The organism is Plebeiibacterium sediminum (genome assembly GCF_026013605.1).
GTDB classification, from domain to species: domain Bacteria; phylum Bacteroidota; class Bacteroidia; order Bacteroidales; family Marinilabiliaceae; genus Saccharicrinis; species Saccharicrinis sediminus.
Genome location: NZ_JAPDPJ010000001.1, coordinates 324528 through 348367, shown reverse-complemented (window position 1 = coordinate 348367; position 23840 = coordinate 324528). Strand labels below are relative to the sequence as shown.

Below are 23840 nucleotides of genomic sequence, written 5' to 3'. Positions count from 1 at the left end.
CAGTTGTTTGTTTATTTGTTTTCTGTATAGTTGGTATTAAGATATTTTACTAATTTTTTAACCGCGTTGCCACGGTGACTAATTTTATTCTTTTCATCTAAGGATAACTCGGCAAAAGTTTTAGTATAACCATCAGGAATAAAAATAGGATCATATCCAAAACCTTCTTTACCAGATTCAATTTCTGTTATTTGACCGTTTACAACTCCTTCAAATTGGTGTTCCTTCCCATCTATAATTAAAGAAATAACAGTTCGAAACCTTGCTTTTCTATTTTTAATTCCATTAAGTTCCTGAAGAACCCGAGTCATATTTTTTTTCGCATCTTTATCTTCTCCTGCATATCTGGCACTATAAACACCAGGAGCTCCATTTAACGCTTCAATTTCTAGTCCTGTATCGTCAGAAAAGCAGTTAATCTTATATTTTGAATATATGTAGGTCGATTTTTGTGAGGCATTATCCTCTAAAGTATCTCCTGTTTCAGGAATTTCTTCTTTACAATTAATGTCAGAAAGACACTTAAGAACAATCGAGTCAGTTATAATGTTTTGTAATTCTGTGAGTTTATTTAAATTATTAGTGGCAAAAACTAATTCCATAAATGTATTGTTTATAGTAGAAACGAATTTATTGTTGTAAAATTATTTATCATTTAAAAAAAAACAACGACCGTGGGCCGTTGTTTAATGTTATATTTTAAATAATTATGATATCAACCAAAACCTCCATAGCCATACTTCATTAAGTCCGTACGTGGATTAATTACCAGAACAGGAACTTTTGAATCGTTGGCAATAATTTGTTGTTCATTTGCACCCAATACGTAATCGTGAAATGCAATATCTCTTGTTGTCATGATTATGATTCCACTAGCCTCAATTTTTTTAGCGTAGTTTAGCGTCTCCTGAGAAAAAGAGCCACCACCTTCAGAAAGACTAAGTTCGTAATCAATTCCTTTATCTGATAAAAAGTTCTTACAAAAAACTAAATTTGCTTTAGTTCTTGGTTCAACAGCTCCGTCTTTAGTTGAAGAACTAAATAAATAGATTTTAGTGTTTAAAAAATGCGAAATAAATTCAGCCCAATGTAATTTTTCCTTGTTTTCAGTTCTGAAATCAACAGGGAATACCATTTTCCTAACTAAATTTTTTGTAGGAGAATCCTGAACCACAAAATATGGAATTTTTGAGCCAACAATAACTTTTAAAGCCCAGCTTCCGGTTAGTTTTTGTAATCCTTTGATGCCATGAGTGCCCATAACAATAAGAATAGCCTCAAGTTCTTCTGCTACCTGATTTATTGTTTTGAAAATAGTTCCTTCTTTAACAAGGAAATTAGGTTTTACACCAAATTTTTCATGAATACTATTGGCTTCAGCAGAAAGTTTTTCAGTTAGATCCTTAATCTCACTTTCTTTTTTTACAATATTTAATAGTGTAATTCCAATATCTTTACCTTTTGAAAGATCAATGGCATGTTCTACTGCATACATCGCCATATCAGTAAAATCATAAGGTACAATTATTGTCCTTTCAGAATTTTCCATATAAACTATTTAAAAAACATAGGTTCATTTTGCGAAATAAATATACTACTTTTGAAATAAAATCAATAATTTAAATATAAAAAACAAGATCTGGTGATTGGTTACGTTAGAGATGTGTACAGGTATAAGTTTGGGTTATTTATATTTCTATACCAGATTGTGATTTTAAGTCATAGTGTTTATGCTTCTGCTAATCTAAATATTAGTGAAAAATTAATACAAAATATAATAGTTTCCGGAGATACCATCAATACAGATCAAATAAATGATGATTTTTTGTTAGAAATATCTACTGATGACTTTATTGAATTTGATTTTTTCAATTTATCATCAGTTAAGGAGAAATATAAATTTTATCTGAAAGATTTTGAAACTCAACCTCAGAATTGGACCTACAAAAATAGTTGTAGCTACTATAATTTAGATTCAGGAAACTATATCTTTATAGTACAAACTGAAAAAGCCAGTCAAAGTATACACATTCAAGTAAAGAGCGGAGTCAGCAGGTATTTGGTATCAAGTATTATACTTGTTGTTTTTGTATTTGTATTTTTTGTTATCATAAAAATTGGAGTTGTAGATTTATTAAATAAAAAAGTTAATGATTGGCATCAGGATTCTATTGCACCACTTTTTAGTAAGTATCTAAAGCCAAAAGTAGATACTAATGAGGAAGAAAACCGCAAATTAACTCATAAAGCTACAGTTAAATATGAAAAAGCGACTGTTTTATTTGCAGATATACAGGGGTTTACTAAGATTGTAGAGCATTTAAATCCAGAAACACTAATTGATGAACTGGATCGTTTTTTTGTATACTTTGATGAAGTAGCAGAAAAACATCAAATAGAAAAAATTAAAACAATTGGAGATGCTTATATGTGCGCCGGAGGTTTGCCTGAAAAAAATAGTACTAATCCAGTTGAAGTAGTATTGGCTGCCCTTGAAATGCAGCGATATATGCAAAAATCCAAACATTCCTCTAACGTACATTCTGATGAATTTTGGCAGCTGCGAATAGGTATACACACAGGCCCGGTAATATCAGGCGTAATTGGAAGAAAAAAACTTTCCTTTGATATTTGGGGAGATACTGTTAATATTGCAAGCCGAATGGAATCTTCAGGTGTTGCAGGTAAAATTAATGTCTCAGGAATTACTTATCAACTGATCAAAGACTTTTTTACATGTGAGTACAGAGGTAAAATGCCTATAAAATATAAGGGGGAGACGGATATGTACTTTGTTACAGGAATAGTTCCTCACCTATCAGTAGATGAGGAAGGGCTAATACCAAACGATGCTTTTAAAACTAAGTTACAATGGATAAGGTATAATGACCTGGAAGAATTGGTGTTAACTCAATTGCGTCAGGAATTGCCATCTTCGTTAAAGTATCATAATGTAAAACATACTATTGATGTTTGTACCCAGGTGGAGGTAATAGGAAGAGCTGAGGGTTTAAATAGTAAGGAATTACTTCTTGTAAAAACTGCGGCGTTATTTCATGATACTGGATATATGGTAAATCCGGACAAACATGAAATTCAAAGTGCACGAATTGCACGTGAAATATTGCCTAAATTTAACTATAGTGGTAGCGAGATTGAAGCAATAAACCAGTTAATAATGGCAACTGAAATGAATGTTGAACCAAAGTTATTAATGGAAAAAATTATAAAAGATGCTGACTTGGATTACCTAGGCAGGGCTGATTTTATACCCTTATCAGAAAAATTATGGGAAGAAGTGTGTTATTTTAATGGAAAAATGACTCAGAGGGAATGGAATAAAAAGCAATATGATTTTATATCTAAACATGTTTATTATACCAATACAGCCAAAAATTTAAGGCAAGTAAACAAGGAAATTCAGTTAAAGAAAATAAAAGAATTTCTGGTATGAGTTTTTCAAACTTTGCTTTTATAAATGAATTAACCTAAATTAGATTTGTTTATTTTTTTGTTTTCTTTGAAACCTCAATTAATAATAATCGTAATAGATAAATATTTTAAAAGATGGCTAAATCATACGAACCGGAAAATAAGTTACCAAACATGATTGGTTCAGGAACAAAGATCTCTGGAAACATTGAAACTAATGGAGATATCAGAATCGATGGTGAAATAGAAGGTAACATACTTTCTAAAGGAAAAGTTGTTATTGGACCAAACGGAAGAGTTAAAGGTGAAATAAATTGCGCAAACTCTGAAGTATCTGGAGGTATTGAAGGTAAGATTTTAGTAAGTGAACTTTTATCTCTTAAATCTACTTCAAAACTAATCGGAGATATTATAACAGCTAAACTTACAATAGAACCAGGAGCTATATTTACCGGGAAATGTGAGATGGGAGGAAAGGGTGAAAATTCCCAACCAACAACAAGTCCAAAAAAATAATAAGTGATTAATAAAAAATTATTTCTTGAAATAAGAAAGTTTATAACTTTTGCGCTTATAGTATATTTATTTAATTTTCTATTGGCTAAATATTTTCATGAAAATTTATTTGAAGAAGTTAATATTATTCAAATTTTTTGTGTACTTCTGTTCGGCGGAATAATTTTTATCTCCAAATACCTAGTAGAACTAATCCCTGATTATGTAGTTTTTATAATCATGGGATTTATTGGAATAAAAATGGTTGTTGCAGCATTATTTATTCTTCTTTTAGTAGATTATTCTGATGACCATGAGCATCACGTAATAATCGTTTTTATGACTAACTATTTTATGCATTTGATTTACTCTACAAAAAAAATAGTTAGTTATATTCAAAAATGAAGTTGATTTTACATTTATGAAACGTGTATTAGGAATTATTTTATTTTCTTTAATTTCCTTATTACCTGTGGCTGCATCTGAGCACTCAGAAGCTAAAGGTGGAGAAGAAAATAATACAGAAAAGTTTGATCCAACAGTAGTTATTGAGCATCATATCTCAAACGCTCACGTATGGCATGTTGTATCTTGGGGTGAAGGAGAGGATAAAGTTGATATTGAAATACCTTTGCCAATTATATTAATTAATGAAGGGAAATTTCATTTCTTTTTATATTCACGTTTTGATCATCATACGCAAATAGCCGAAGATAATGGTAGTTATTTCCTATACCATCATGGAACTATTTATAATACTGATGCTAAAGGAACTATTACTGAGGATGAAAATGGTCATCTAATTAATACAAAACCCTGGGATTTTTCCCTGACTAAAAATGTTTGGTCTATGTGGTTATCTATTGTCATCCTTTTATGGTTATTTATTTCTATAGCTAAAAAGTATAATGGTTCACCTAAGCGGCCACATGGGGTACAATCCTTTTTTGAGCCTATCATCTTATTTATTAAAGATGATATTATTGTAGATCAAATTGGAAAAGAAAAAGCATATAAATTTGTACCATATCTATTAACGTTATTTTTCTTTATTTGGATAAATAATATGATAGGTTTGGTTCCATTTTTTCCAGGAGGAAGCAACTTTACAGGTAATATTTCTGTTACAATGGTATTAGCCATAATAACATTTTTAGTAACAAATATTAATGGTAGTAAAAGTTATTGGAAGCATACTTTATTAGCTCCGGGAATTCCTTCTGTTGTAAAAATTATATTAATACCTGTTGAAATAATTGGATTATTTACTAAACCTTTTGCTTTAATGATTCGTTTAATGGCAAATATTACAGCCGGACATATCATTATTATTAGTTTGGTATCTCTTATCTTTATTTTGCAAAATGTTTGGGTTTCTCCGGCATCAATTGCATTGTCAGTGGTCATGTCAATCCTTGAATTGTTTGTGGCCCTTCTACAGGCTTATATTTTTACCTTATTATCTGCCTTGTTTATAGGTATGGCTGTACAAAGTGAAGAACATTAATAAAATACTAGTTTAATTAAAAAATAAAATATTATGACAACTACTGCTTTAGGTTTAGGACTTATAGTAATTGGAGCTGGATTAGGAATTGGTCTTTTAGGTAAAGGCGCAATGGAAGCAATGGCTCGTCAACCAGAAGTTCTTTCTAAACTTCAAACTGCGATGCTTATTGCTGCGGCTTTGATAGAAGGTGTAGCTTTATTTGCTATTGTAATTGCAATGATTAACGGTTAATCATTACGAGTAATTAAAGTTTAAAAAATGGATTTTTTATTACAACCAGATCCAGGATTAGTCTTTTGGACTACAATCTCGTTTGGTATACTCGTTTTTCTTCTAAGAAAATATGCATGGGGACCAATTCTGCATGCACTTAAAGTTAGAGAAGAAACCATTGAAGCTTCACTAAAAGCTGCAGAGAGGGCCAAAGCTGAGGTGGAAGACCTAGTTAAGGTGCGTCAGGAAATGATGAACTCAACAAGGAATGAGCGTGATGAAATTATAAAAGAAACTCGTGCCTTAAAAGAGAAAATTATCAATGACGCTCGTTCTAGTGCGCAAAACGAAGCTAATAAACTTATCGAATCAGCTCGTACACAAATTGAAGCAGAAAAAAATGCTGCTATTAAAGAGTTAAAAACTCAGGTTGCTGAAATTTCAATTGATATTGCAGGTCTTATATTAGAATCTGAATTGAAATCTGAGAAAAAGCAAAAAGAGATTATCGATAAGTATTTAGATAAGGTAAATTTTAATTAATTACAGAAGTAAGGATGGATCATAGTTTAATCTCTGTAAGATATGCGAAAGCATTATTTTCATTAAGTCAAGAAAAGGGCATTGTGGAAAAAGTATATACTGATATACAAATTCTAATGGATCAATGTTCAAAAACCGAGTCATTTAATGAGTTGTTAAAGAGTCCTGTGGTTACTCCTTTTGAAAAGAAAAAAGCTTTTAATTCTATATTTGAAAAATATATTCATCAAATTACTTTACAATTTCTTCATGTAATTATTGATAATAAAAGAGAAGAATTGTTAGAAGATATTGGTCGTAATTATATTGATTTTTATAAAGAGCAAATAGGATTAAAAACAGCTACTCTTTATACAGCATTTCCTTTAACAGAAGATTATATTGTTAAAGTTAAAGAATTGCTGGAAAAAGAACTTAAAACAAAAATTGAATTGAATGTAAGTATTCGCGAACATCTCATTGGAGGATTTATTTTAATGGTAGATGGTAAAATGATGGATGCAAGTATATTCAATAAACTTAAGAAGTTGAAAAGTAAACTATTAAGTTAATTACTACTGGTTAAAATTGTACCAATGGAAAATATAAAACCTGCCGAAGTTTCGGAATTATTAAAAAAACAGATTGAAGGTTTTACCAGCAATACAAACTTAGAAGAAGTAGGTACTGTTCTTCAGGTTGGTGATGGTATTGCTCGTGTTTATGGATTAAATAATGTAAGAGCAAATGAGCTTGTTGATTTTGGATCTTGCAAAGGAGTAGTACTTAACCTTGAACAGGATAATGTTGGAATAGTTTTACTAGGTGCTTCTCACAATATTAAAGAAGGCGACGTAGTTAAGAGAACAGGTCGTATTGCTTCTGTTAATGTTGGTGAAGGAATGCTTGGTAGGGTTATCAATACAAATGGTGAACCTATTGATGGTAAAGGAAGTATTGAAGGTGAATTATATGAGTTTCCTCTGGAAAGAAAAGCTCCGGGAGTAATATTTCGCCAACCGGTAAAAGAACCTATGCAAACAGGTTTAAAAGCTGTGGACTCAATGATTCCTATTGGTAGAGGACAAAGGGAACTTATTATTGGGGACCGTCAGACTGGGAAAACTGCAATTGCCATTGATACCATAATCAATCAAAAAGAAAATTACGAAAAAGGTAATCCTGTATATTGTATCTATGTGGCTATAGGTCAAAAGGGTTCTACTGTTGCTCAAATTGTAAATACACTTGAGAAACATGGAGCCATGAAATATACAACAGTTGTATCTTCTACAGCTGCAGATCCTGCTGCGATGCAATTTTATGCACCATTTACAGGTACAGCTCTGGGGGAATATTTTAGAGATACCGGTCGTGCTGCTCTAATTGTTTATGATGATTTATCAAAACAGGCTGTTTCTTATCGTGAAGTTTCACTTTTATTACGTCGTCCACCAGGTAGGGAGGCTTATCCTGGAGATGTATTTTATCTTCACTCACGTTTATTGGAGAGAGCAGCTAAAGTAATTGATTCTGATGAGATTGCAGCAACAATGAATGATCTACCTGAATCAATCAAAGGAAAGGTTAAAGGAGGAGGTTCACTTACTGCTTTACCAATCATTGAAACTCAGGCTGGTGACGTTTCTGCATACATTCCTACTAATGTGATATCTATTACGGATGGACAGATTTTCCTTGAAGGTAATTTGTTTAACGCAGGTATTAGGCCAGCAATCAATGTTGGTATTTCTGTATCTAGAGTAGGGGGTAGTGCTCAGATTAAATCAATGAAAAAGGTGTCTGGTACTTTAAAATTAGACCAGGCTCAATATAGAGAACTTGAAGCTTTTTCTAAATTTGGTTCTGATCTGGATCCTGCTACAAAGGCAGTTTTAGATAAAGGAAGAAAGAATGTGGAATTGCTTAAGCAACCTCAATATTCTCCTGTAAACGTTGCTCATCAGGTTGCTTTAATTTATTGTGGAACTCAAGGACTACTATCTGAAGTTCCTGTAAATAAAATTAAAGAATTTGAGAAGAGTTTTATTGATGATTTGGAGATGAGATATAAGGATATTTTTGATACTCTAGGTAAAGGAAATATTTCTGATAAAGAAACTGCAATCTTAAAAGAAGTGGCTGGTGATGTAGCTCGTAGATTTGCAGTGGTTGATGACGAAAATTAATAAGTACAATGCCAAGTTTAAAAGACATAAAAACCCGCATTGATTCTGTTAAAACAACTCGACAGGTAACCAGTGCTATGAAAATGGTTTCTGCTGCTAAATTAAAAAAAGCACAGGATGACATTGTTCAGATTAGACCTTATGCTGAAAAAATGAATGATATCATGTTTGATCTCTATAATGCAAGAGAAAGCGGTGAGTTTATTCCTTTAGCAGAGAAGCGTGAGGCTGATCGCATTTTGATTGTAATGGTTACTTCAAACAGGGGATTGTGTGGAGCTTTTAATTCAAGTATTGTAAAAGAAGTAAATAGAATAGTAAGACATGAATATTCATCTCATTTTAAGAATGGGTTTATTGATGTGGTTGCTATAGGTAAACAGGGTGAAAAACTACTAAAATCATCAGGAATAAAGTGTGTTAAAGATTTTAATGAAATTTATAATAATGTACACTTTAATTCTGTTGAGAAAATTTCAGAAGAATTCATTTCTAGCTTTCTGGAGCATAAATATGACAGAGTTATATTGGTTTATAATGAGTTTATTAATGCTGCTGTGCAAAATGTTAGTGTTTCTCAGTTTTTACCACTTGAGTTTCCTGAAATAGAACATTCTTACTCTTCAAATTATATCTATGAACCTGAACAGGAGGAAATTATCAATGAAATGATTCCATTAAGTTTAAAAACAATGTTTTTTAGAACACTTTTGGATTCCATTGCTTCTGAACATGGTGCCAGGATGACTTCTATGCATAAAGCTACGGACAATGCCACAGAATTAATTGGAGACCTAGAGTTGAGTTATAATAAAGCTCGTCAGACTGCAATTACAAACGAAATTCTTGAAATTGTTGGTGGTGCTGAGGCTCTTTCTAAATAGACCTATTTATTAAATTACTATAGAAGGGTGTTCTATGTAGGACATCCTTTTTTTTATTTTCTTTTTGTGCTTTTTACCGCGTTGTATGGATCTCCGAAACATGGTAGAGCTCCTTTACCTTTATTACGAATCTGAGTTTCTTTGCATCCACCTAAAAAGCTAATTCCAAATCTTAAATTTACATTGCGTGTATTGGCAAGATTAAAAAAGGCCGGAATATTATCACTTAAGGCATGTAAATGAACAGGACCTAATTTAACACCTAATCCAATTCCAAGATTATTTATTTGCTTATTTTGTAAGGTATAAGAAATACCAGTAGATAATATCTTTCCAAATTGTTTATTTGCAGATATGGATAATGAAGGGTGCCATCTTTTTTTGTAAAATTCACTATGAAAAACAGCTCCTATATCCAGTGTATTTGGTATTATTCTTTCAATTCCAGCATAGAAAGTTGGAACAAGTGGCGAAGTATAAGCAGAGTTGTATAGATAAGGATTAAATGCATTATAAAGGGTGTCTTTAATTGTTTCATAATCATCTAAACCTTGGCTATATGTTTCACCTGTAATATCCATTTGGCCTGAGGAATGAAATTGATTGACCTCAGAATTCCATTTTATGAAGCCAATATCTAATATACTTGCAGAAAGTGTGGTTAATTCATCTAATCTATACGTTAAGCCTAGATCTATACCAAAGCCTTTGTTTTGCCTATTTAACAGATAATCTGTAGTGTTTATGTCTTTCGTTTCAATATCTTCAATGTCGTCAACATAACCTTCCTCATTGGGAGTCACTTCTAAAGGAAAAGAACTATATAATTCTCCGGAAGCAACAAGGTTTAAAGCATAACTTACGGGATTGGTATATAACCTCATGTTAGAATATTTTGTGTAAATATTTGCTTTACCAAATAGTAGTTTTGCCCTAATACCTATATCTAAATCATCATTGACTTCCCTCGCCCACCCAATAGCATATTCCCTATAGTGTACTGCATTAATTCTTGTGCCATCCATTTGAGTATTTTGACCCTCAAATTGTGTATTTCCTTCGTTTGCCAAGATAAAAGCGTTTTTCGATAGTGTATGGTAGGTATTAATCTTTTCGTTAATATAAAAGGTAAAATAATTTTGCTTGTATTTATAACCTAATGATATTAGAGATAAGTGAAATTCTGTAGCAAGAAGTTCAAGTTTGTTGAATTTATGCAGTGTTTTATCTGGGTTAAACCTTAATGAATCTCCATCGAAATTTTCAAAAACATCATTAAAAGAAAAACCTGTGGAATAACCATTTATATGAGTGGAGCCAAGCATAGGCTTTCCAATAAGCCATTTACAGTTAATGGGTACAGATGGATTAACAATATTTGCTTGGGGAAGTTCATGCATTAAAAATAAAGTATTGTTCTGTTGCGCCTTAGCTGTAGTAAGGGCTAATAATAGTAGTATTAGAACAATAATTTTATGCATTTATAAATTATTAGTTTATTGGAACTTGAAGTTCTGCCTTAATACCTATGGAGCAGTCACAGTAATAATTTTCTAAGTTTGCAATAATTTCATCAGATATTTCTCTATTTGTAATTCTTATCAATACTCTTATAAAATCAGTATTCTGAATGATGTCTTCATCATCAATATTAACAGGAATAAGTTGAACAAAAGGTTGGCTAATTGTTATTTCACCCTGATTATTTATAGACGCTGCAGGAATATTTATTTCAGGATCAATTTCTAAGGTTTTAATATACACATTAGGATTTTGCATAAAATCTATGAAAATGTGTAGTTCTGCCGGAAAAAAATTTTCTGCACCAAGATTAAAACTTAATTTACGGATATACTCTGTATCTTCAAATAAATTCGTGAAACTTAAATCAAAATCTTTAGAAAATGTGATGTCCCTATTTAAATTGGGATAAAAAGAGGTAAACGGAACAGGAAGGTTTGAATCTGTTAAATAGTAGGTGTTTTCAAAAATGGGAACAGAAACATCTGGTTCCCATGTATAATTATCAGAGATTTTACTTAAATCTTCTTTAAAACAAGAGGTTAAAAAGAATAAAGTACATAGTATGATACAATATTTTTTAATATGTAACCACATCTGTTTTAATCCATATTACTATTCTTTAAAGTATTTTAATTCAATATAATGTATAAGAGAATGGATAATTTGTATATGTATTTCCTGAATTCTGTCAGAGTATTCATTATGTGATATCCTTAATTCTACATCACTAATTTCTTTTAATTTTCCACCACTTTTACCTGTAAGAGCAATTATTTTAATGCCTCTTTCTTTTGCAACTTCAGCAGCCTTTAAAACATTAGCGGAATTTCCACTTGTACTAATTGCCAAAAGAACATCACCTGTATTACCAACTGCTTCAACATATCTTGAAAAAATATAATCAAAACCATAATCATTTCCAACACATGTAATATGTGAAGGATCAGAAATTGAAATTGCTGCCAAACCTTTTCTTTCATCTCTAAAACGTCCGGTAAGTTCTTCAGCAAAATGCATTGCATCACTCATTGATCCACCGTTTCCGCACGAAATAATCTTTCCTCCGTTTTTAAGAGCTGAAACCATAATATCTCCAGCCTCTTTTAATAATGCAAAATTGTTATCATTAGTAATAAAATCGTTTAAAACTCTTTGAGCTTCAAGGAAATTATTCTTAATAGTACTAATACTCATAATTGTTTCTAATTTTGAGTAAAGATACGATGCGATTTATTAACTAGAAATTTTTAATTGAATTATAATACAATTTATGAAGGATAGATTTCGAATCCAAAAGAAATTATATGATATCATATTTGAAGCAGATACAAAAGCAGGAAAAATATTTGATATAGCCCTTATTATTCTGATTGTTTTTAGTATCACAATAGTAATGTTAGAAAGCCTACCCGGTCGGTCCGAAGTATTTTATTCGAGCCTGTATTTTATGGAATGGGTGGTTACTTATGCTTTCTTGTTAGAGTATTTGGTTCGGCTTTGGGTAGTTAGACGGTCCTTGCAATATGCATTAAGTTTTTTCGGTATCATTGATTTGTTAGCTATAATACCTTCCTTTCTTGGGTTAATATTTACCGGTACCCATATGTTGGTTGTTTTCCGCTCTTTAAGGTTATTAAGGGTGTTTAGAGTATTAAAATTAACCAGATATATTAATGAAGCCTCTCATTTATGGAAAGCCCTAATTGCCAGTAGGAATAAAATCAGTGTGTTTTTATTTACAGTTTTAATACTGGTTACAATTTTAGGAACCTTAATGTATATTGTTGAGTCAAACGAAGCCAGTGGCTTTACCAGTATTCCGATAAGTATTTATTGGGCGGTTGTTACTTTAACTACTGTTGGATATGGTGATATTGCTCCTGTTACAGCATTAGGTCAGTTCTTGGCTGGTTTGGTTATGATTTTAGGTTATGCAATTATTGCTGTTCCTACAGGTATTGTTACTTCTGAACTTACTAAGGTTTCAAAAGATACAACTACTCAGGTATGTCCGGCATGTTTGCAAGAGGGGCATGACAGAGACGCTGAGTATTGTAAATTTTGTGGTGAAAAGCTAAATGTTTAAGCTTGATTTTTTCTTTTTAGATCAAGAAAAGTATAGTTAAAATCATTTTGCTCATCATCTACAACTTCTTCTCTGTAGCTTTCATCCCATTGATCGTAATTTATTTCAGGGAAAAAAGTATCTGCTTCGTTAAAAAACTGATCAATAAGGGTAAGATAGAGTCTGTTTGTATAAGGCATGAATGCCTCGTATATTGTAGCACCCCCAATTACAAAAACTTCACCATCTTCTTTACATAGTTCTATGGCTTCTTCAGGTGAGTTCACAATTTCTACACCTTCAAATTTAAGATCGGTATTACGTGTAATTACAATATTTCTTCTGTTTGGTAGGGCACCATTGGGAAGCGATTCAAAGGTTTTTCTTCCCATGATGATTGTATGTCTGCTTGTTAATGCTTTGAATCTTTTTAAATCTTTTGATATATGCGCAAGCAGGTTGTTATTTTGACCAATAGCATTCATTTTTGCAATGGCCACAATAATCGAAAATTCTGACATAATTATATTAATTGTTGATTGGTTGAATATTAATGAACCGTTTAAACCGAAATGGCACCCTTGATGTGTGGGTGAGATTCGTAATTACTTAATGTAAAATCTTCAAATTTAAAGTCATCAATTTCTTTAACATTCGGATTAATGTTCATTGTTGATAAAGAATAAGGTGTTCTGGTTAATTGTAATTTTACCTGATCGATATGATTTTTGTATATATGAACATCACCTAAAGTGTGTACAAAATCACCTAACTCTAAACCTGTAACTTGTGCTACCATCATAGTTAATAATGCATATGAAGCAATATTAAATGGTACACCTAAAAATAAGTCGGCACTTCTTTGGTATAATTGGCAAGATAGTTTTCCATCTGCAACATAAAACTGAAATAAGATATGACAAGGAGGAAGTTGCATCTCTTCTAGTTGTCCAACATTCCATGCACTTACTATATGTCTGCGTGAATCAGGGTTGTTTTTTATTGCATCAATAACCTGTTTTACCTGATCGATGTATTCGCCATTAGCTGTTGGCCATGAACGCCATTGGTATCCATAAATAGGACCAAGTTCTCCATCTTCTTTGGCCCATTCATTCCAAATCCTAACACCATTATCCTGAAGATACTTTACATTAGTACTTCCTTTTAAAAACCAAATAAGTTCATGAATGATTGATTTTAAATGAAGTTTCTTTGTGGTCACTAAAGGAAATCCTTCTTGTAAATTAAAGCGCATTTGATGACCAAATACACTAATTGTTCCGGTTCCTGTTCTGTCTTCTTTTAAAACGCCTTCATCCAACACACGTTGGCACAATTCAAGATATTGATGCATAGGTTTTTATTCAAATAATTAAATGATTCACAAAAATAGAAAAATATAGCACTCTATTGAAATAATAATGATAAGCTATTGTATTATTTTATAAAGGTAATTTTAGCGTGGTTTTGATCGGGTAATGGTCGCTGTAGTTAACTTTAATTCTTTGGTGGTTGAAGGACTCAAATGATTTATCGTGAAAAATAAAATCGATTCTGAAGGATGGTAAATTACCATTATATGTGCCACCAAAACCACTTCCTGATTCAATAAATGAATCTTTTAAATCTCCTTTCACAGTTCTGTATACATATGAAATTGGGGTATCATTAAAATCTCCACAAACTATTGCCGGGAAAGGTGAATTTTTAATATGTCTGCCAATGGTTTGAGCTTGATAAGAGCGGTTTGAAAAAGCATGTTTTAATTTGCTAAAGATATCGTATATACCTTTTCTTCGCTCCTGGTCATTTTTAAATTCCAGACTATCAATAAAATTGTAATTTTCTTTTTGTAAGCGGATTGACTCTAAATGGTTGTTGAAGATACGAACATGTTTACCATTGATGTCGATATCTGTTTGAGTACTAAAATTCGTTGTGTTTTCAAAGGGAAGAGGTTTAGAATTTGTTATAGGGAATTTTGAAAATGTTGCCAGCCCGTATTTTCTTCCGGATTTTGTTTTGATATTATATTCAAGATGTTTGTATTTGTACTGCTTAAATTTTGATAATATGTTGTTTTCCGAATACTGATTCTTCTTATTGTTAACATAAAACTCCTGAATGCAAAGTATGTCAGGGTTTTGATCTTTAATAAACTGATAGATTTTTTGCGGTGTTTCTTTATCTTTTGTCCATACATATTTGTCAAACATTCTTACGTTGTAAGACATTATGGTAATGGTTTGTTCCTTATCAATTGTGGAGGGAAGTTCTTTATTGCTGAATTGAAATACAGCATTCCATTGCGACCATGTTAATATGACCAGCGAAAGTGAAATAATCAGGCGTTTCCTCTTTTTAAACATCCAAAAAACAGCAAAGGCTACATTCGAAATCCATAAAAATGGGAAAATAAAACCCAGAAACGATAAAAAATTAATATGAACAGGACTAATGTAGGCACCTAATGATGCCAGCATTAGAAGGAATGCTAAAGAAAGATTAAAAAAAAGTATGATAGACCTGCTGATTCTGTTCAAAACTTAATTTTTTTAATTATTACTTGCATTAAAAAGGTCTTCTTTTTCTTGCTTGGTTAAGCTATCGTAACCACTTGCTTTTATTTTCTCTAATATATGGTCAATATTACTTTGCTTCTTCCTTTTTTGAGCGTTATATTCCATATCACTCATTGGTCTTTTATTAGTAGTATGTGTAACCTTCATTTTAGGTTTTCGGGAAAAGATACTTACAAAATTGTCCATAAATCGATTAAATTTCATGGTAATATCTTTTCCTTTTATAACTCTCGAAGCAAAGAATAAACCAAACAAAGCACCACCAATATGAGCCAGGTGACCTCCGGTGTTATTCATTGCACCAACACCTATAACATCCATAATTAGTAATGCAATAGCAAGATGTATTAGTTTTACAGGACCTATTAATAATAAATGAACTTTAAAATTAGGTGAATATTTAGCAGATGCAAAAATAATAGCCATTACCGAAGCCGAAGCGCCCATCATGATAGCACTTGGTGCAAAATTTTGAAGTGCAGGAAACAAATTATAGGATAAAATATATAATAATGCACCTGAAATTCCCCCCATAAAGTAAACTCCAAGTAATTGACGGGGATTAAAATACTGAAGAAAAATCCTTCCAAACCAAAACAGCGTAAGCATATTAAAAAGGATATGCATAAACTCAAAGTGCAGGAACATGTAGGTTATTAAACTCCAGGGCTGAAAAATCAAATTTTCAGGACTAGCCGGAACCGACAACCAATGGGTTAAAGGAAAATATGGATCATTAAATGTTAGCGTGTAAACTGCGTATAATATTCGAACTACCAGGAATACACCAATATTAATGTAAATTAGGCGGGTAACAACTCCACCCATTTTAAATGATTGTTTTAATTCGTCAGCTATAGGCATAATAGTTCTGTTTGAAACTTAAAACTAAATTTATTTAAAAATGTTTTTTCTGCCAAAAACGAATAAGAATAAAACCCACTAACATACCCCCTAAATGAGCTAAATGGGCAACGTTATCTCCAGGATTATTAGCAATTGTTGAGAATAATTCAATTGCTCCATAACCTAAAACAAACCATTTTGCCTTAACAGGAAGCACCATATAAAGATAGATACGTTCTTCAGGGAATAGCATACCAAAAGCCAATAGCAAACCAAAAATAGCTCCGGATGCTCCAACCATTGGAACATTCACTATTCTGTTTAAAGTTGCCGCAGTAGCATCTACATAGTTTTTATTTTCAGATAAAATGGAAAAACCTTCATTGTAGATTCTTTGAACAGCCTCAGGAGGCAAGCCTGTTGCTATCATTTTAGATCGTATAAATGCAACTAAAACATAAAGTAAACCTGCACCTATTCCAGTTGCAAAATAATAGAATAAGAACTTTTGAGGGCCCCAAATTTTTTCAAGTATTCGACCAAACATAAATAGCGCAAACATATTTAAAAAGATATGCTCAAGGCTACCATGCATAAACATGTATGTGATGTATTGAAAAAAGTAAAATTGATGACTTCCCGGAGTGTATAAACCTAGTAATTCATCAAGATGAATTCTGGTATATCCAATGCCTGGAATGCTTATTCCTTTAGTCAATAGATAAGTTGCAAAAAACATCAGACCATTGATGATCAATAAGTTTTTTACAATGGGAGGTATGTTGCTAAAAAAGGATTGTCGTTGTTGATACATATTTCAATTCTTTTGCTTTTGTTTAATAGAGCCTAAGATAACAAGATTCAGACCAAACATAATCCAGACAATCTGTCACTTAAATCGGCTCTCAATTTCATCGTTTGATAAAATAGATATAATTGGTTTACCATCCGGGGAATAATTTGGAACCTGACAAGTAAAGAGCTGACCAATTAATTCATCCATCTCTTCTGTAGATAAATACTGTCCATGACGTATTGATGATTGACGAGCCATGGTACGAGCAATTCTTTCTTTTAAGTCGGTTTCAAGATCCACTTCACCTGCTTTGTAAGCCTCAATTACTTCATCAATAAGTTGTTTAGGATCCATTTTTTCCATATTTACAGGCATCCCGCGTACTTCAAAAATGTTTTCTGCAGCTTGGTAAAGGTCTAAACCAAATATTTGAAAATCGTTTAAAAGTTCTTGAACAATAATAGTGTCTTCAGCATTAAATTCCAGTTGTTCAGGAAATAAATTTTGCTGAGTCATACTTTGTAGGGTAGAAATAGATTGCATCAGTCGTTCAAAAAGAATTCTTTCGTGTGCTCTTTTTTGGTCTACCATCATTAAGCCGGATTTTCCAGATGTTAAAATATATCTGTTTTTAAATTGAAAACACGAAGCGCTATGATTTGTTTCCTCACTCATTCCTTTAGACATAAATGTTTGTTGAACAGGAGCCTGTTCAGGTTCTACATCATTGTAGATATCATCATATTCAGATTCTGTTTCAAATGGCATGCTGCCTTTTTCTGATTCAAAATCGTTGTATAATTGATCCCAGTCTTTAGGTGTTGATGAAGGTGTATAGGAACCACCAGAGTTTCCATATTCGTAACTATTTCCAGAACCACTAAAGCTTGATATATCAGGAGTTTGTGTTTCAAAAGGATTGAAAAATGGATTAACTTCAATTGCAGGTGCTTCGTTCTCTTTGTTATTGTTGCTAACAGGAATGTTTACCATATCAGCTGTATCAAAATCAATTGTAGGAATCATATTATGCTTTCCAAGACTTTCTCTGATACATGCATTGGTTAGATGCCAAATGGTTCTTTCATCTTCAAACTTAATTTCTGTTTTTGTTGGATGAATATTGATATCAATAATTTTTGGATCCACTTCAAAAAACAAAAAGTAAGCAGGAACTGTATTGGGTAAAATCAGATTTGAATATGCCTCAGTAATGGCTTTATGCAAGTAAGGATGACGCATATACCTTTGATTCACAAAAAAGAACTGGTCGCCTGATGATTTACGTGCGGACTCAGGTTTACCAATAAAACCTGTTATTTTAACCAATGTGGTTTCTGTTTCAACCGGAACCAATTGTTGATTCATGTTTTTGCCAAGCATATTTACAATACGTTGGCGTAAACTGGATACCGGTAGCTGAAATAATGGCATATTATTGTGATCCAAACTAAAACTAATGTCCGGATTGGCTAATGCTATTCGTTGAAACTCATTGATAATGTGTCGAAGTTCCGTAGAGTCTTTTTTTAAGAATTTACGTCGGGCAGGTACATTATAAAACAGATTTTTAATCATAAAATTACTTCCCGAAGCACAAGAAATTACTTCCTGTTTTTCAACTTTCGAACCAGCAATTTCAATTTGAGTTCCTAATTCATCACCTGTTTTTTTAGTTCGTAACTCAACTTGCGCTACTGCAGCGATAGAGGCAAGAGCTTCACCTCTAAACCCCATTGTACGAATGGCAAACAGGTCGTTAACATTACTAATTTTAGAAGTTGCGTGTCTTTCAAATGCCATTCTAGCATCTGTTGCCGACATGCCACAACCATTGTCAATGACTTGAACTAATGTTCTTCCTGCATCTTTTACAATTACTTTTATATCGGTACTACCTGCATCAATCGCGTTTTCTACTAATTCCTTAATCATGGACGCTGGTCGTTGAATAACTTCTCCTGCAGCTATTTGGTTGGCTACGGAATCAGGTAATAATTGTATAATATCAGACATAAACTAATTTGATATAAATAAGAAAACACCTGTGTCCAGATGTTTTTATAAGAATTTTTGATAATAGATTATAAATGTTCTAATTAGAATTACATGAAGTGCATAATCCACTCTTTGCTTGAAGAAAAGAGATAATAAAATGCAATCATTAATCCAATAAGTATCACTACAAGTCTTAAGTTTGATTTGCGTTTTTCTTTTCTGGCAACGTCAAAATGAGTAGCAATTTTTCTTTTCATTTTACCTCTGATTCTATCTTCGGTTGAACGAGTATCTTCTTCCTGCTCTATTCCTAATTCATCTTTAATTCTACGGGCACGCTCCTCACGCTCTTCCTTTGCTTCATCATAATAAATTGGCGTATGATGAAATGTTCTGTGCCTGGTTGTTTTAATAAAAGTAAATTTCATTTCTTTTTATTTACGTTTAATCGTCATAAAAACTATTATTAAGTTTTTTGATGGTTGTAATTATCTGTAATTAAACCTGATATAATAGTTTTATATGTAAAAATAATTAGGTGTTATTTCAGTAACCAAGTACAAAGATACAAGTAAAATTAAGATATTAATAGTATTGATTAAATTACAGAGAATATGTTATCAACACCCCTTGTATTATACTTGGGTTTAGATGTTTATAAAGGTTGTGGTTGTTCTTTTATTCAAAATGAGTTTTAGCAGAATCAGAAACCAATCTATTTATTTCCTTTAATTCGTTGTTAGTTAAATTTCGCCATTTGCCAACAGGAACATCAAGTTTTACATTCATGATTCGAACGCGCTTTAGTTGTTTAACTTCATAACCTAAATATTCGCTCATTCTTCTTATTTGGCGGTTTAAGCCCTGAGTAAGTATAATATTAAATTCATACTTTCCGGTTTTTACAACTTTACATTTTCTGGTTATGGTATCCAGGATAGGAACTCCATTACCCATTTTTGTAATAAATTCGTTTGTGATTGGTTTGTTAACCCTAACAATATATTCTTTTTCATGGTTGTTTCGGGCACGAAGTATTTTGTTTACAATATCTCCATCATTGGTAAGAAATATTAGTCCCTCGCTGGGTTTATCCAGTCGACCAATAGGAAAGATACGTTTAGGATGATTAATGTAATCGATGATGTTATCTTTTTCTACGCGTGTGTCAGTGGTACAAACAATGCCAACAGGTTTATTAAATGCTATATATACAGGTTTTTCTTTGGGCTCAGAAATCAACTTACCCTTTACTTTAACAACATCACCTGGTGTGACTTTAGTACCCATCTCTGGAGTTTTGCCATTAATGGTTACTTTACCTGCCAATATAAGTTTGTCTGCCTCTCTTCTGGAGCAATACCCAACTTCACTTAAATACTTATTAATCCTTACAGACTCTTTTTCTGCCATTATACTATTGAATATGGTGCGAAGTTAGAAAAATTAAGGTTATAAATTAGTCTTGTTTTCTGATAATTATGTTATTAACCACAAAACTATGTTTGTTGTAAATATTTTTAAATCAGTTCTGCAAAATATTCAGAACTGATTTAAAAATAGAATAGTTATTTGTTTGATGTTTTTAGATCGGTGATACGCTTTACTTCTTTTAGTAATAAAGGAAAAGCAGGTTCTGTCATTCCGTGGCCATATCCATCAAGTTCGTAAAGTCTAGTGTCTTTATGTCCAACAATTTTCATCATTCTCATCATGTATGCATTTTCTTCATATCTTCCCAGCATTTCTAATTCTCTATCTCCTGTAATTAATAACATAGGAGGAGCGTCCGCTCTTACATGAAATAATGGAGCCAAATCATCAACTATTGGTTGAGTACCTTCAATGCCTCTTTCTTCACGGACAGTGAAGTGCGTAATTGTATGTCCGCTAAAAGGAATTAAGCCGGCAATATTATTGGCATCAATTTGATATTTAGCTAAATACTTTTTATCTAATCCAACCATACTGGTAAGATATCCACCTGCCGAATGACCTGAAATAAAAATTAGAGACGAGTCTCCACCAAATTCTTCAATATGATTAAACACCCAGGCAACCGCTGCTGCTGCATCCTCAATATATTTTGGAGCTCCAACTTTAGGGTATAATCTGTAGTTAACTCCAACAACAGCAATATTGTTTTTTTTGAGCGCTTCAGGAATTTCTTTCGAACCACCACGTAATCCCCCGCCGTGAAACCAAACTACTGTTGAAAACTTCTTCACATTCGTGGGGTAATAGATATCTAATACACATCTTTCATTGATGTAGTCGTCAGTTTTATTTACAGAATCGTTATAATATTTGATATTGGTTTTTGTGAGATATCCTGTTTTTTGAGCATTTAAGGCAAGTGTTATAAAGACTAATAGAGTCGTTAAAAATAAATTTTTCATGAGTTTAAATATTTGTTTTGTGTTTTAGAATTGTCCATCAAGTATAAATTACTCATACTATCAAGATTTTTTTTAAGGATGTGCTAAAAATGCGAATTATTAATTGATGTGCAAAATCTGTTAAAATTGCGTCAGGTAATATTTAGAATGTTACCGTATAAATTAAAAAATACTCAAGTTTAATATGTATGTGTTACTATCAGTATATCAGTTATAAATATTCATATTTATAAATATTACTAATATGTTGTAGAATACATTTTTCTGCTACTTATTTTGAGCAAAATATTATAGTTTTGCACATCATTTTAAGATTAAAGAAAAATATCTCTAAATAAGAAAACATGCAGTATAAAAGCGTAAGTGCAGAAGAAGCAGTTAAGGTTATTAAATCAGGAGACAGAGTACATTTAAGTAGTGTTGCGGTAACTCCTCATATTCTAATTAAAGCAATGGTTGAACGTGGTCGCAGAAAAGAATTCAGCGATGTAAAAGTTCAACATATTCATATTGAAAATAAAGTTGATTTTGCAGATCCAGAGTTTGAAGGAACTTTTGTTTCTGAGCAATTTTTCGTAGGTGCTAACCTTCGTAAGCAAACTCAGGCTGGATATGCAGATTATATTCCTGTTTTCTTAAGTGAAACTCAAAAGTTAATTCGTGAAGGTTACTTAAAAGTAAATGTGGCTATGGTAATGGTTTCAACACCAGATAAGCATGGTTTTGTTTCTTTAGGTACTTCAGTTGATGCTACACTTGCTGCTATTGAAAGTGCAGATGTTGTGATTGCTGCTGTTAACCCTAACGTACCACGTGCATGGGGTGATGCAATGATTCCAATGACTGATATTGATTATTTTGTTGAAGATGATAGCCCATTATATGCTCACGAAATGGGAGAATTAACTGAAACAGATATTCAAATTGGTAAAAATGTTGCTGAGTTAATTGAAGATGGTGCTTGTCTTCAAATGGGTATTGGAGGTATTCCAAATGCTGTGTTAGCTCAATTAGGAAACCACAAAGATTTAGGTGTTCATACTGAAATGTTTGCTGACGGAATTCTTCCTTTGGTTGAAAAAGGAGTTGTAAACGGAAAACGTAAGCAAATTGATAAAGGTAAGATGGTAGCATCTTTCTTAATGGGATCTAAAAAATTATATGAATTCGTTCATGATAACCCAATGGTAGCTATGATGGATGTGAAACATACCAATAGTGTAGAGGTTATCCGTAAAAACCATAAAGTAACAGCTATTAACTCTGCATTATCTATTGATATTACAGGTCAGGTTTGTGCTGATTCTATTGGAACTAAGTTTTATTCTGGTGTAGGTGGTCAAATTGACTTTATACGTGGAGCTGGTTATTCAGAAGGTGGTAAGCCAATTATTGCAATGCCTTCTGTAACTGCTAAAGGATTATCAAAAATTTCTCCAATTTTATTACCAGGATCAGGAGTTGTTACAACTCGTTCAAACATGCACTGGTTTGTAACTGAATTTGGAGCAGTTAATTTATATGGCAAAACATTACAGGAGAGAGCTAAATTAATTATCTCTATTGCTCACCCAGATCATCAGGAAACTCTTGATAAGGCTGCATTTGAGCGTTATGGTTCTCACTATCACTTTGTAAAATAATAAAACATTAAGTTTTATATCCCAATAATATTTGAGAGGCTATCTATTAGGTAGCCTCTTTTTTATGGTGCCAAACGTTCTTTAACCCATTGTTGAACTGAGAGTCTGAACCTGATCCTGTCGTGAAGTCTTCCAGCGCGGCCTTGCCAAAACTCTATTTCATCTGGCTGTAAAGCATATCCTCCCCAATGATCTGGTCTAACTATCTCTGTTTGTGAGTTTTTAAGCTTGTTATATCGGTCTATTAAATCCTGCCTTTTAGATATTACTTTACTTTGTGGCGATATAACAGCACTTATCTGACTATCAATAGGACGGGAATAAAAATATTCATTGTTTTCTTCCGGACTTAATTTTTTAATGTATCCTTCTATTCTTATTTGACGCTCGAGTCCGGGCCAAAAGAAATTTAGTGCAGCAAATGAGTTTTTATTCAGATGTACACCTTTTTTACTTAAGTAGTTTGTATAAAAGTAAAAACCATTGTTATCATCAATGTTCTTGAGCAAAACAATTCTACTCGAAGGTCTGCCATCGGGTGAAACCGTAGAAAGGGTCATTGCTGTTGGTTCCGGTTCATTTTCTTCAATGGCTTCATTGAGCCATTCTTTAAAATGAATGATAGGATTATTTGTAAAGTCACTTTCAGACAGTGATTTTTTAATAAAATCCTTTCTTATTTTTGATAGGTCTCTGTTCATTTATTGTCTTTTGAATCAAAACAGAACAGAAAGAAAAA

At 32.3% G+C, this 23840-nt stretch carries 26 protein-coding genes; 11 read left to right on the top strand and 15 right to left on the bottom strand.

The genetic code is table 11. The features are described from left to right. Positions 1-11: 11 nt before the first annotated feature. Positions 12-602, bottom strand: coding sequence for a non-canonical purine NTP diphosphatase (locus OM075_RS01495; RefSeq protein ID WP_301188688.1), 591 nt, complete (start codon positions 600-602; stop codon positions 12-14). 113 nt (positions 603-715) lie between these two features. After that, positions 716-1549, bottom strand: a complete 834-nt coding sequence (locus OM075_RS01490; RefSeq protein ID WP_301188687.1) for a universal stress protein — start codon at positions 1547-1549, stop codon at positions 716-718. Positions 1550-1642: 93 nt separating this feature from the next. Between OM075_RS01490 and OM075_RS01485 the strand changes: the two genes are divergently transcribed. The 9 genes from OM075_RS01485 (at position 1643) to atpG (ending at position 9245) form a co-directional block, all read left to right on the top strand. Then, on the top strand, positions 1643-3454 hold the full coding sequence (locus OM075_RS01485; protein ID WP_301188686.1) for an adenylate/guanylate cyclase domain-containing protein: 1812 nt from the start codon (positions 1643-1645) through the stop codon (positions 3452-3454). Between the two features lie 113 nt (positions 3455-3567). Then, a complete protein-coding gene (locus tag OM075_RS01480; protein ID WP_301188685.1) occupies positions 3568-3948 on the top strand; it encodes a bactofilin family protein in 381 nt (126 codons plus the stop codon). A 3-nt stretch (positions 3949-3951) separates the two neighbouring features. Continuing rightward, positions 3952-4332 (top strand): hypothetical protein, encoded by a 381-nt coding sequence (locus tag OM075_RS01475; RefSeq protein ID WP_301188684.1) that lies wholly within the window; start codon positions 3952-3954, stop codon positions 4330-4332. 16 nt (positions 4333-4348) lie between these two features. Further along, positions 4349-5434 carry a F0F1 ATP synthase subunit A gene (atpB, locus tag OM075_RS01470; protein ID WP_301188683.1) on the top strand — a complete coding sequence of 362 codons (1086 nt, stop codon included), beginning with the start codon at positions 4349-4351 and terminating at the stop codon, positions 5432-5434. A 33-nt stretch (positions 5435-5467) separates the two neighbouring features. Continuing rightward, a complete protein-coding gene (atpE, locus tag OM075_RS01465; RefSeq protein ID WP_301188682.1) occupies positions 5468-5668 on the top strand; it encodes an ATP synthase F0 subunit C in 201 nt (66 codons plus the stop codon). Between the two features lie 27 nt (positions 5669-5695). After that, positions 5696-6193, top strand: a complete 498-nt coding sequence (gene atpF, locus OM075_RS01460) for a F0F1 ATP synthase subunit B (protein ID WP_301188681.1) — start codon at positions 5696-5698, stop codon at positions 6191-6193. Positions 6194-6207: 14 nt separating this feature from the next. Continuing rightward, a complete protein-coding gene (gene atpH, locus OM075_RS01455) occupies positions 6208-6744 on the top strand; it encodes an ATP synthase F1 subunit delta (RefSeq protein WP_301188680.1) in 537 nt (178 codons plus the stop codon). A 24-nt stretch (positions 6745-6768) separates the two neighbouring features. Next, complete coding sequence (atpA, locus tag OM075_RS01450; RefSeq protein ID WP_301188679.1) at positions 6769-8361, top strand: F0F1 ATP synthase subunit alpha; 1593 nt, start codon at positions 6769-6771, stop codon at positions 8359-8361. An 8-nt stretch (positions 8362-8369) separates the two neighbouring features. Further along, positions 8370-9245: an ATP synthase F1 subunit gamma gene (atpG, locus tag OM075_RS01445; RefSeq protein WP_301188678.1), complete on the top strand. Its 876-nt coding sequence runs from the start codon at positions 8370-8372 to the stop codon at positions 9243-9245. Between the two features lie 53 nt (positions 9246-9298). On the opposite strand, the gene OM075_RS01440 is transcribed toward atpG, so the two are convergent. Genes OM075_RS01440 through lpcA form a run of 3 tightly spaced genes read right to left on the bottom strand, consistent with a single transcriptional unit; the run spans position 9299 to position 11963 of the window. Continuing rightward, the gene (locus OM075_RS01440) at positions 9299-10726 is read right to left on the bottom strand and encodes a DUF5723 family protein (protein WP_301188677.1); all 1428 of its coding nucleotides are present in this window, start codon (positions 10724-10726) and stop codon (positions 9299-9301) included. Between the two features lie 10 nt (positions 10727-10736). Continuing rightward, entirely contained in the window at positions 10737-11363 is a 627-nt protein-coding gene (locus OM075_RS01435) for a hypothetical protein (protein ID WP_301188676.1), read from the bottom strand. A gap of 18 nt (positions 11364-11381) precedes the next feature. Further along, positions 11382-11963, bottom strand: coding sequence for a D-sedoheptulose 7-phosphate isomerase (gene lpcA, locus OM075_RS01430; RefSeq protein ID WP_301188675.1), 582 nt, complete (start codon positions 11961-11963; stop codon positions 11382-11384). A 76-nt stretch (positions 11964-12039) separates the two neighbouring features. Here lpcA and OM075_RS01425 point away from each other — a divergent pair, with 76 nt between their 5' ends. Continuing rightward, positions 12040-12855, top strand: a complete 816-nt coding sequence (locus OM075_RS01425) for an ion transporter (protein WP_301188674.1) — start codon at positions 12040-12042, stop codon at positions 12853-12855. On the opposite strand, the gene OM075_RS01420 is transcribed toward OM075_RS01425, so the two are convergent. The 9 genes from OM075_RS01420 to OM075_RS01380 form a co-directional block, all read right to left on the bottom strand. Next, positions 12852-13355, bottom strand: coding sequence for a dihydrofolate reductase (locus OM075_RS01420; protein ID WP_301188673.1), 504 nt, complete (start codon positions 13353-13355; stop codon positions 12852-12854). The two genes, OM075_RS01425 and OM075_RS01420, sit on opposite strands and share 4 nt — an antisense overlap. 41 nt (positions 13356-13396) lie before the next feature. Next, entirely contained in the window at positions 13397-14191 is a 795-nt protein-coding gene (locus OM075_RS01415) for a thymidylate synthase (RefSeq protein ID WP_301188672.1), read from the bottom strand. Positions 14192-14279: 88 nt separating this feature from the next. Then, positions 14280-15380, bottom strand: a complete 1101-nt coding sequence (locus OM075_RS01410; protein WP_494515752.1) for an endonuclease/exonuclease/phosphatase family protein — start codon at positions 15378-15380, stop codon at positions 14280-14282. A gap of 12 nt (positions 15381-15392) precedes the next feature. Continuing rightward, entirely contained in the window at positions 15393-16283 is an 891-nt protein-coding gene (locus OM075_RS01405) for a rhomboid family protein (RefSeq protein WP_301188670.1), read from the bottom strand. A gap of 34 nt (positions 16284-16317) precedes the next feature. After that, positions 16318-17079: a rhomboid family intramembrane serine protease gene (locus tag OM075_RS01400; RefSeq protein ID WP_301188669.1), complete on the bottom strand. Its 762-nt coding sequence runs from the start codon at positions 17077-17079 to the stop codon at positions 16318-16320. 75 nt (positions 17080-17154) lie between these two features. Next, positions 17155-19077: a DNA mismatch repair endonuclease MutL gene (mutL, locus tag OM075_RS01395; protein ID WP_301188668.1), complete on the bottom strand. Its 1923-nt coding sequence runs from the start codon at positions 19075-19077 to the stop codon at positions 17155-17157. 89 nt (positions 19078-19166) lie between these two features. Further along, on the bottom strand, positions 19167-19487 hold the full coding sequence (locus tag OM075_RS01390; protein ID WP_301188667.1) for a hypothetical protein: 321 nt from the start codon (positions 19485-19487) through the stop codon (positions 19167-19169). A gap of 250 nt (positions 19488-19737) precedes the next feature. Beyond that, a complete protein-coding gene (rluF, locus tag OM075_RS01385) occupies positions 19738-20472 on the bottom strand; it encodes a 23S rRNA pseudouridine(2604) synthase RluF (RefSeq protein ID WP_301188666.1) in 735 nt (244 codons plus the stop codon). A 155-nt stretch (positions 20473-20627) separates the two neighbouring features. Continuing rightward, entirely contained in the window at positions 20628-21458 is an 831-nt protein-coding gene (locus tag OM075_RS01380) for an alpha/beta hydrolase (RefSeq protein ID WP_301188665.1), read from the bottom strand. Positions 21459-21802: 344 nt separating this feature from the next. Between OM075_RS01380 and OM075_RS01375 the strand changes: the two genes are divergently transcribed. Then, positions 21803-23101, top strand: a complete 1299-nt coding sequence (locus tag OM075_RS01375) for an acetyl-CoA hydrolase/transferase family protein (protein WP_301188664.1) — start codon at positions 21803-21805, stop codon at positions 23099-23101. 62 nt (positions 23102-23163) lie between these two features. Here the strand turns inward: OM075_RS01375 and pdxH are convergent, their stop codons facing one another. Then, a complete protein-coding gene (gene pdxH, locus OM075_RS01370; protein ID WP_301188663.1) occupies positions 23164-23802 on the bottom strand; it encodes a pyridoxamine 5'-phosphate oxidase in 639 nt (212 codons plus the stop codon). Positions 23803-23840: the final 38 nt, after the last annotated feature.

Bases quoted from the DNA above. Each gene is read 5' to 3' on its own strand.
- OM075_RS01495 (WP_301188688.1), bottom strand. From the start codon at position 602: ATGGAATTAGTTTTTGCCACTAATAATTTAAATAAACTCACAGAATTA.
- OM075_RS01490 (WP_301188687.1), bottom strand. From the start codon at position 1,549: ATGGAAAATTCTGAAAGGACAATAATTGTACCTTATGATTTTACTGAT.
- OM075_RS01480 (WP_301188685.1), top strand. From the start codon at position 3,568: ATGGCTAAATCATACGAACCGGAAAATAAGTTACCAAACATGATTGGT.
- atpB (WP_301188683.1), top strand. From the start codon at position 4,349: ATGAAACGTGTATTAGGAATTATTTTATTTTCTTTAATTTCCTTATTA.
- atpE (WP_301188682.1), top strand. From the start codon at position 5,468: ATGACAACTACTGCTTTAGGTTTAGGACTTATAGTAATTGGAGCTGGA.
- atpF (WP_301188681.1), top strand. From the start codon at position 5,696: ATGGATTTTTTATTACAACCAGATCCAGGATTAGTCTTTTGGACTACA.
- atpH (WP_301188680.1), top strand. From the start codon at position 6,208: ATGGATCATAGTTTAATCTCTGTAAGATATGCGAAAGCATTATTTTCA.
- atpA (WP_301188679.1), top strand. From the start codon at position 6,769: ATGGAAAATATAAAACCTGCCGAAGTTTCGGAATTATTAAAAAAACAG.
- atpG (WP_301188678.1), top strand. From the start codon at position 8,370: ATGCCAAGTTTAAAAGACATAAAAACCCGCATTGATTCTGTTAAAACA.
- OM075_RS01440 (WP_301188677.1), bottom strand. From the start codon at position 10,726: ATGCATAAAATTATTGTTCTAATACTACTATTATTAGCCCTTACTACA.
- OM075_RS01435 (WP_301188676.1), bottom strand. From the start codon at position 11,363: ATGTGGTTACATATTAAAAAATATTGTATCATACTATGTACTTTATTC.
- lpcA (WP_301188675.1), bottom strand. From the start codon at position 11,963: ATGAGTATTAGTACTATTAAGAATAATTTCCTTGAAGCTCAAAGAGTT.
- OM075_RS01425 (WP_301188674.1), top strand. From the start codon at position 12,040: ATGAAGGATAGATTTCGAATCCAAAAGAAATTATATGATATCATATTT.
- OM075_RS01420 (WP_301188673.1), bottom strand. From the start codon at position 13,355: ATGTCAGAATTTTCGATTATTGTGGCCATTGCAAAAATGAATGCTATT.
- OM075_RS01415 (WP_301188672.1), bottom strand. From the start codon at position 14,191: ATGCATCAATATCTTGAATTGTGCCAACGTGTGTTGGATGAAGGCGTT.
- OM075_RS01405 (WP_301188670.1), bottom strand. From the start codon at position 16,283: ATGCCTATAGCTGACGAATTAAAACAATCATTTAAAATGGGTGGAGTT.
- OM075_RS01400 (WP_301188669.1), bottom strand. From the start codon at position 17,079: ATGTATCAACAACGACAATCCTTTTTTAGCAACATACCTCCCATTGTA.
- mutL (WP_301188668.1), bottom strand. From the start codon at position 19,077: ATGTCTGATATTATACAATTATTACCTGATTCCGTAGCCAACCAAATA.
- OM075_RS01390 (WP_301188667.1), bottom strand. From the start codon at position 19,487: ATGAAATTTACTTTTATTAAAACAACCAGGCACAGAACATTTCATCAT.
- rluF (WP_301188666.1), bottom strand. From the start codon at position 20,472: ATGGCAGAAAAAGAGTCTGTAAGGATTAATAAGTATTTAAGTGAAGTT.
- OM075_RS01380 (WP_301188665.1), bottom strand. From the start codon at position 21,458: ATGAAAAATTTATTTTTAACGACTCTATTAGTCTTTATAACACTTGCC.
- OM075_RS01375 (WP_301188664.1), top strand. From the start codon at position 21,803: ATGCAGTATAAAAGCGTAAGTGCAGAAGAAGCAGTTAAGGTTATTAAA.
- pdxH (WP_301188663.1), bottom strand. From the start codon at position 23,802: ATGAACAGAGACCTATCAAAAATAAGAAAGGATTTTATTAAAAAATCA.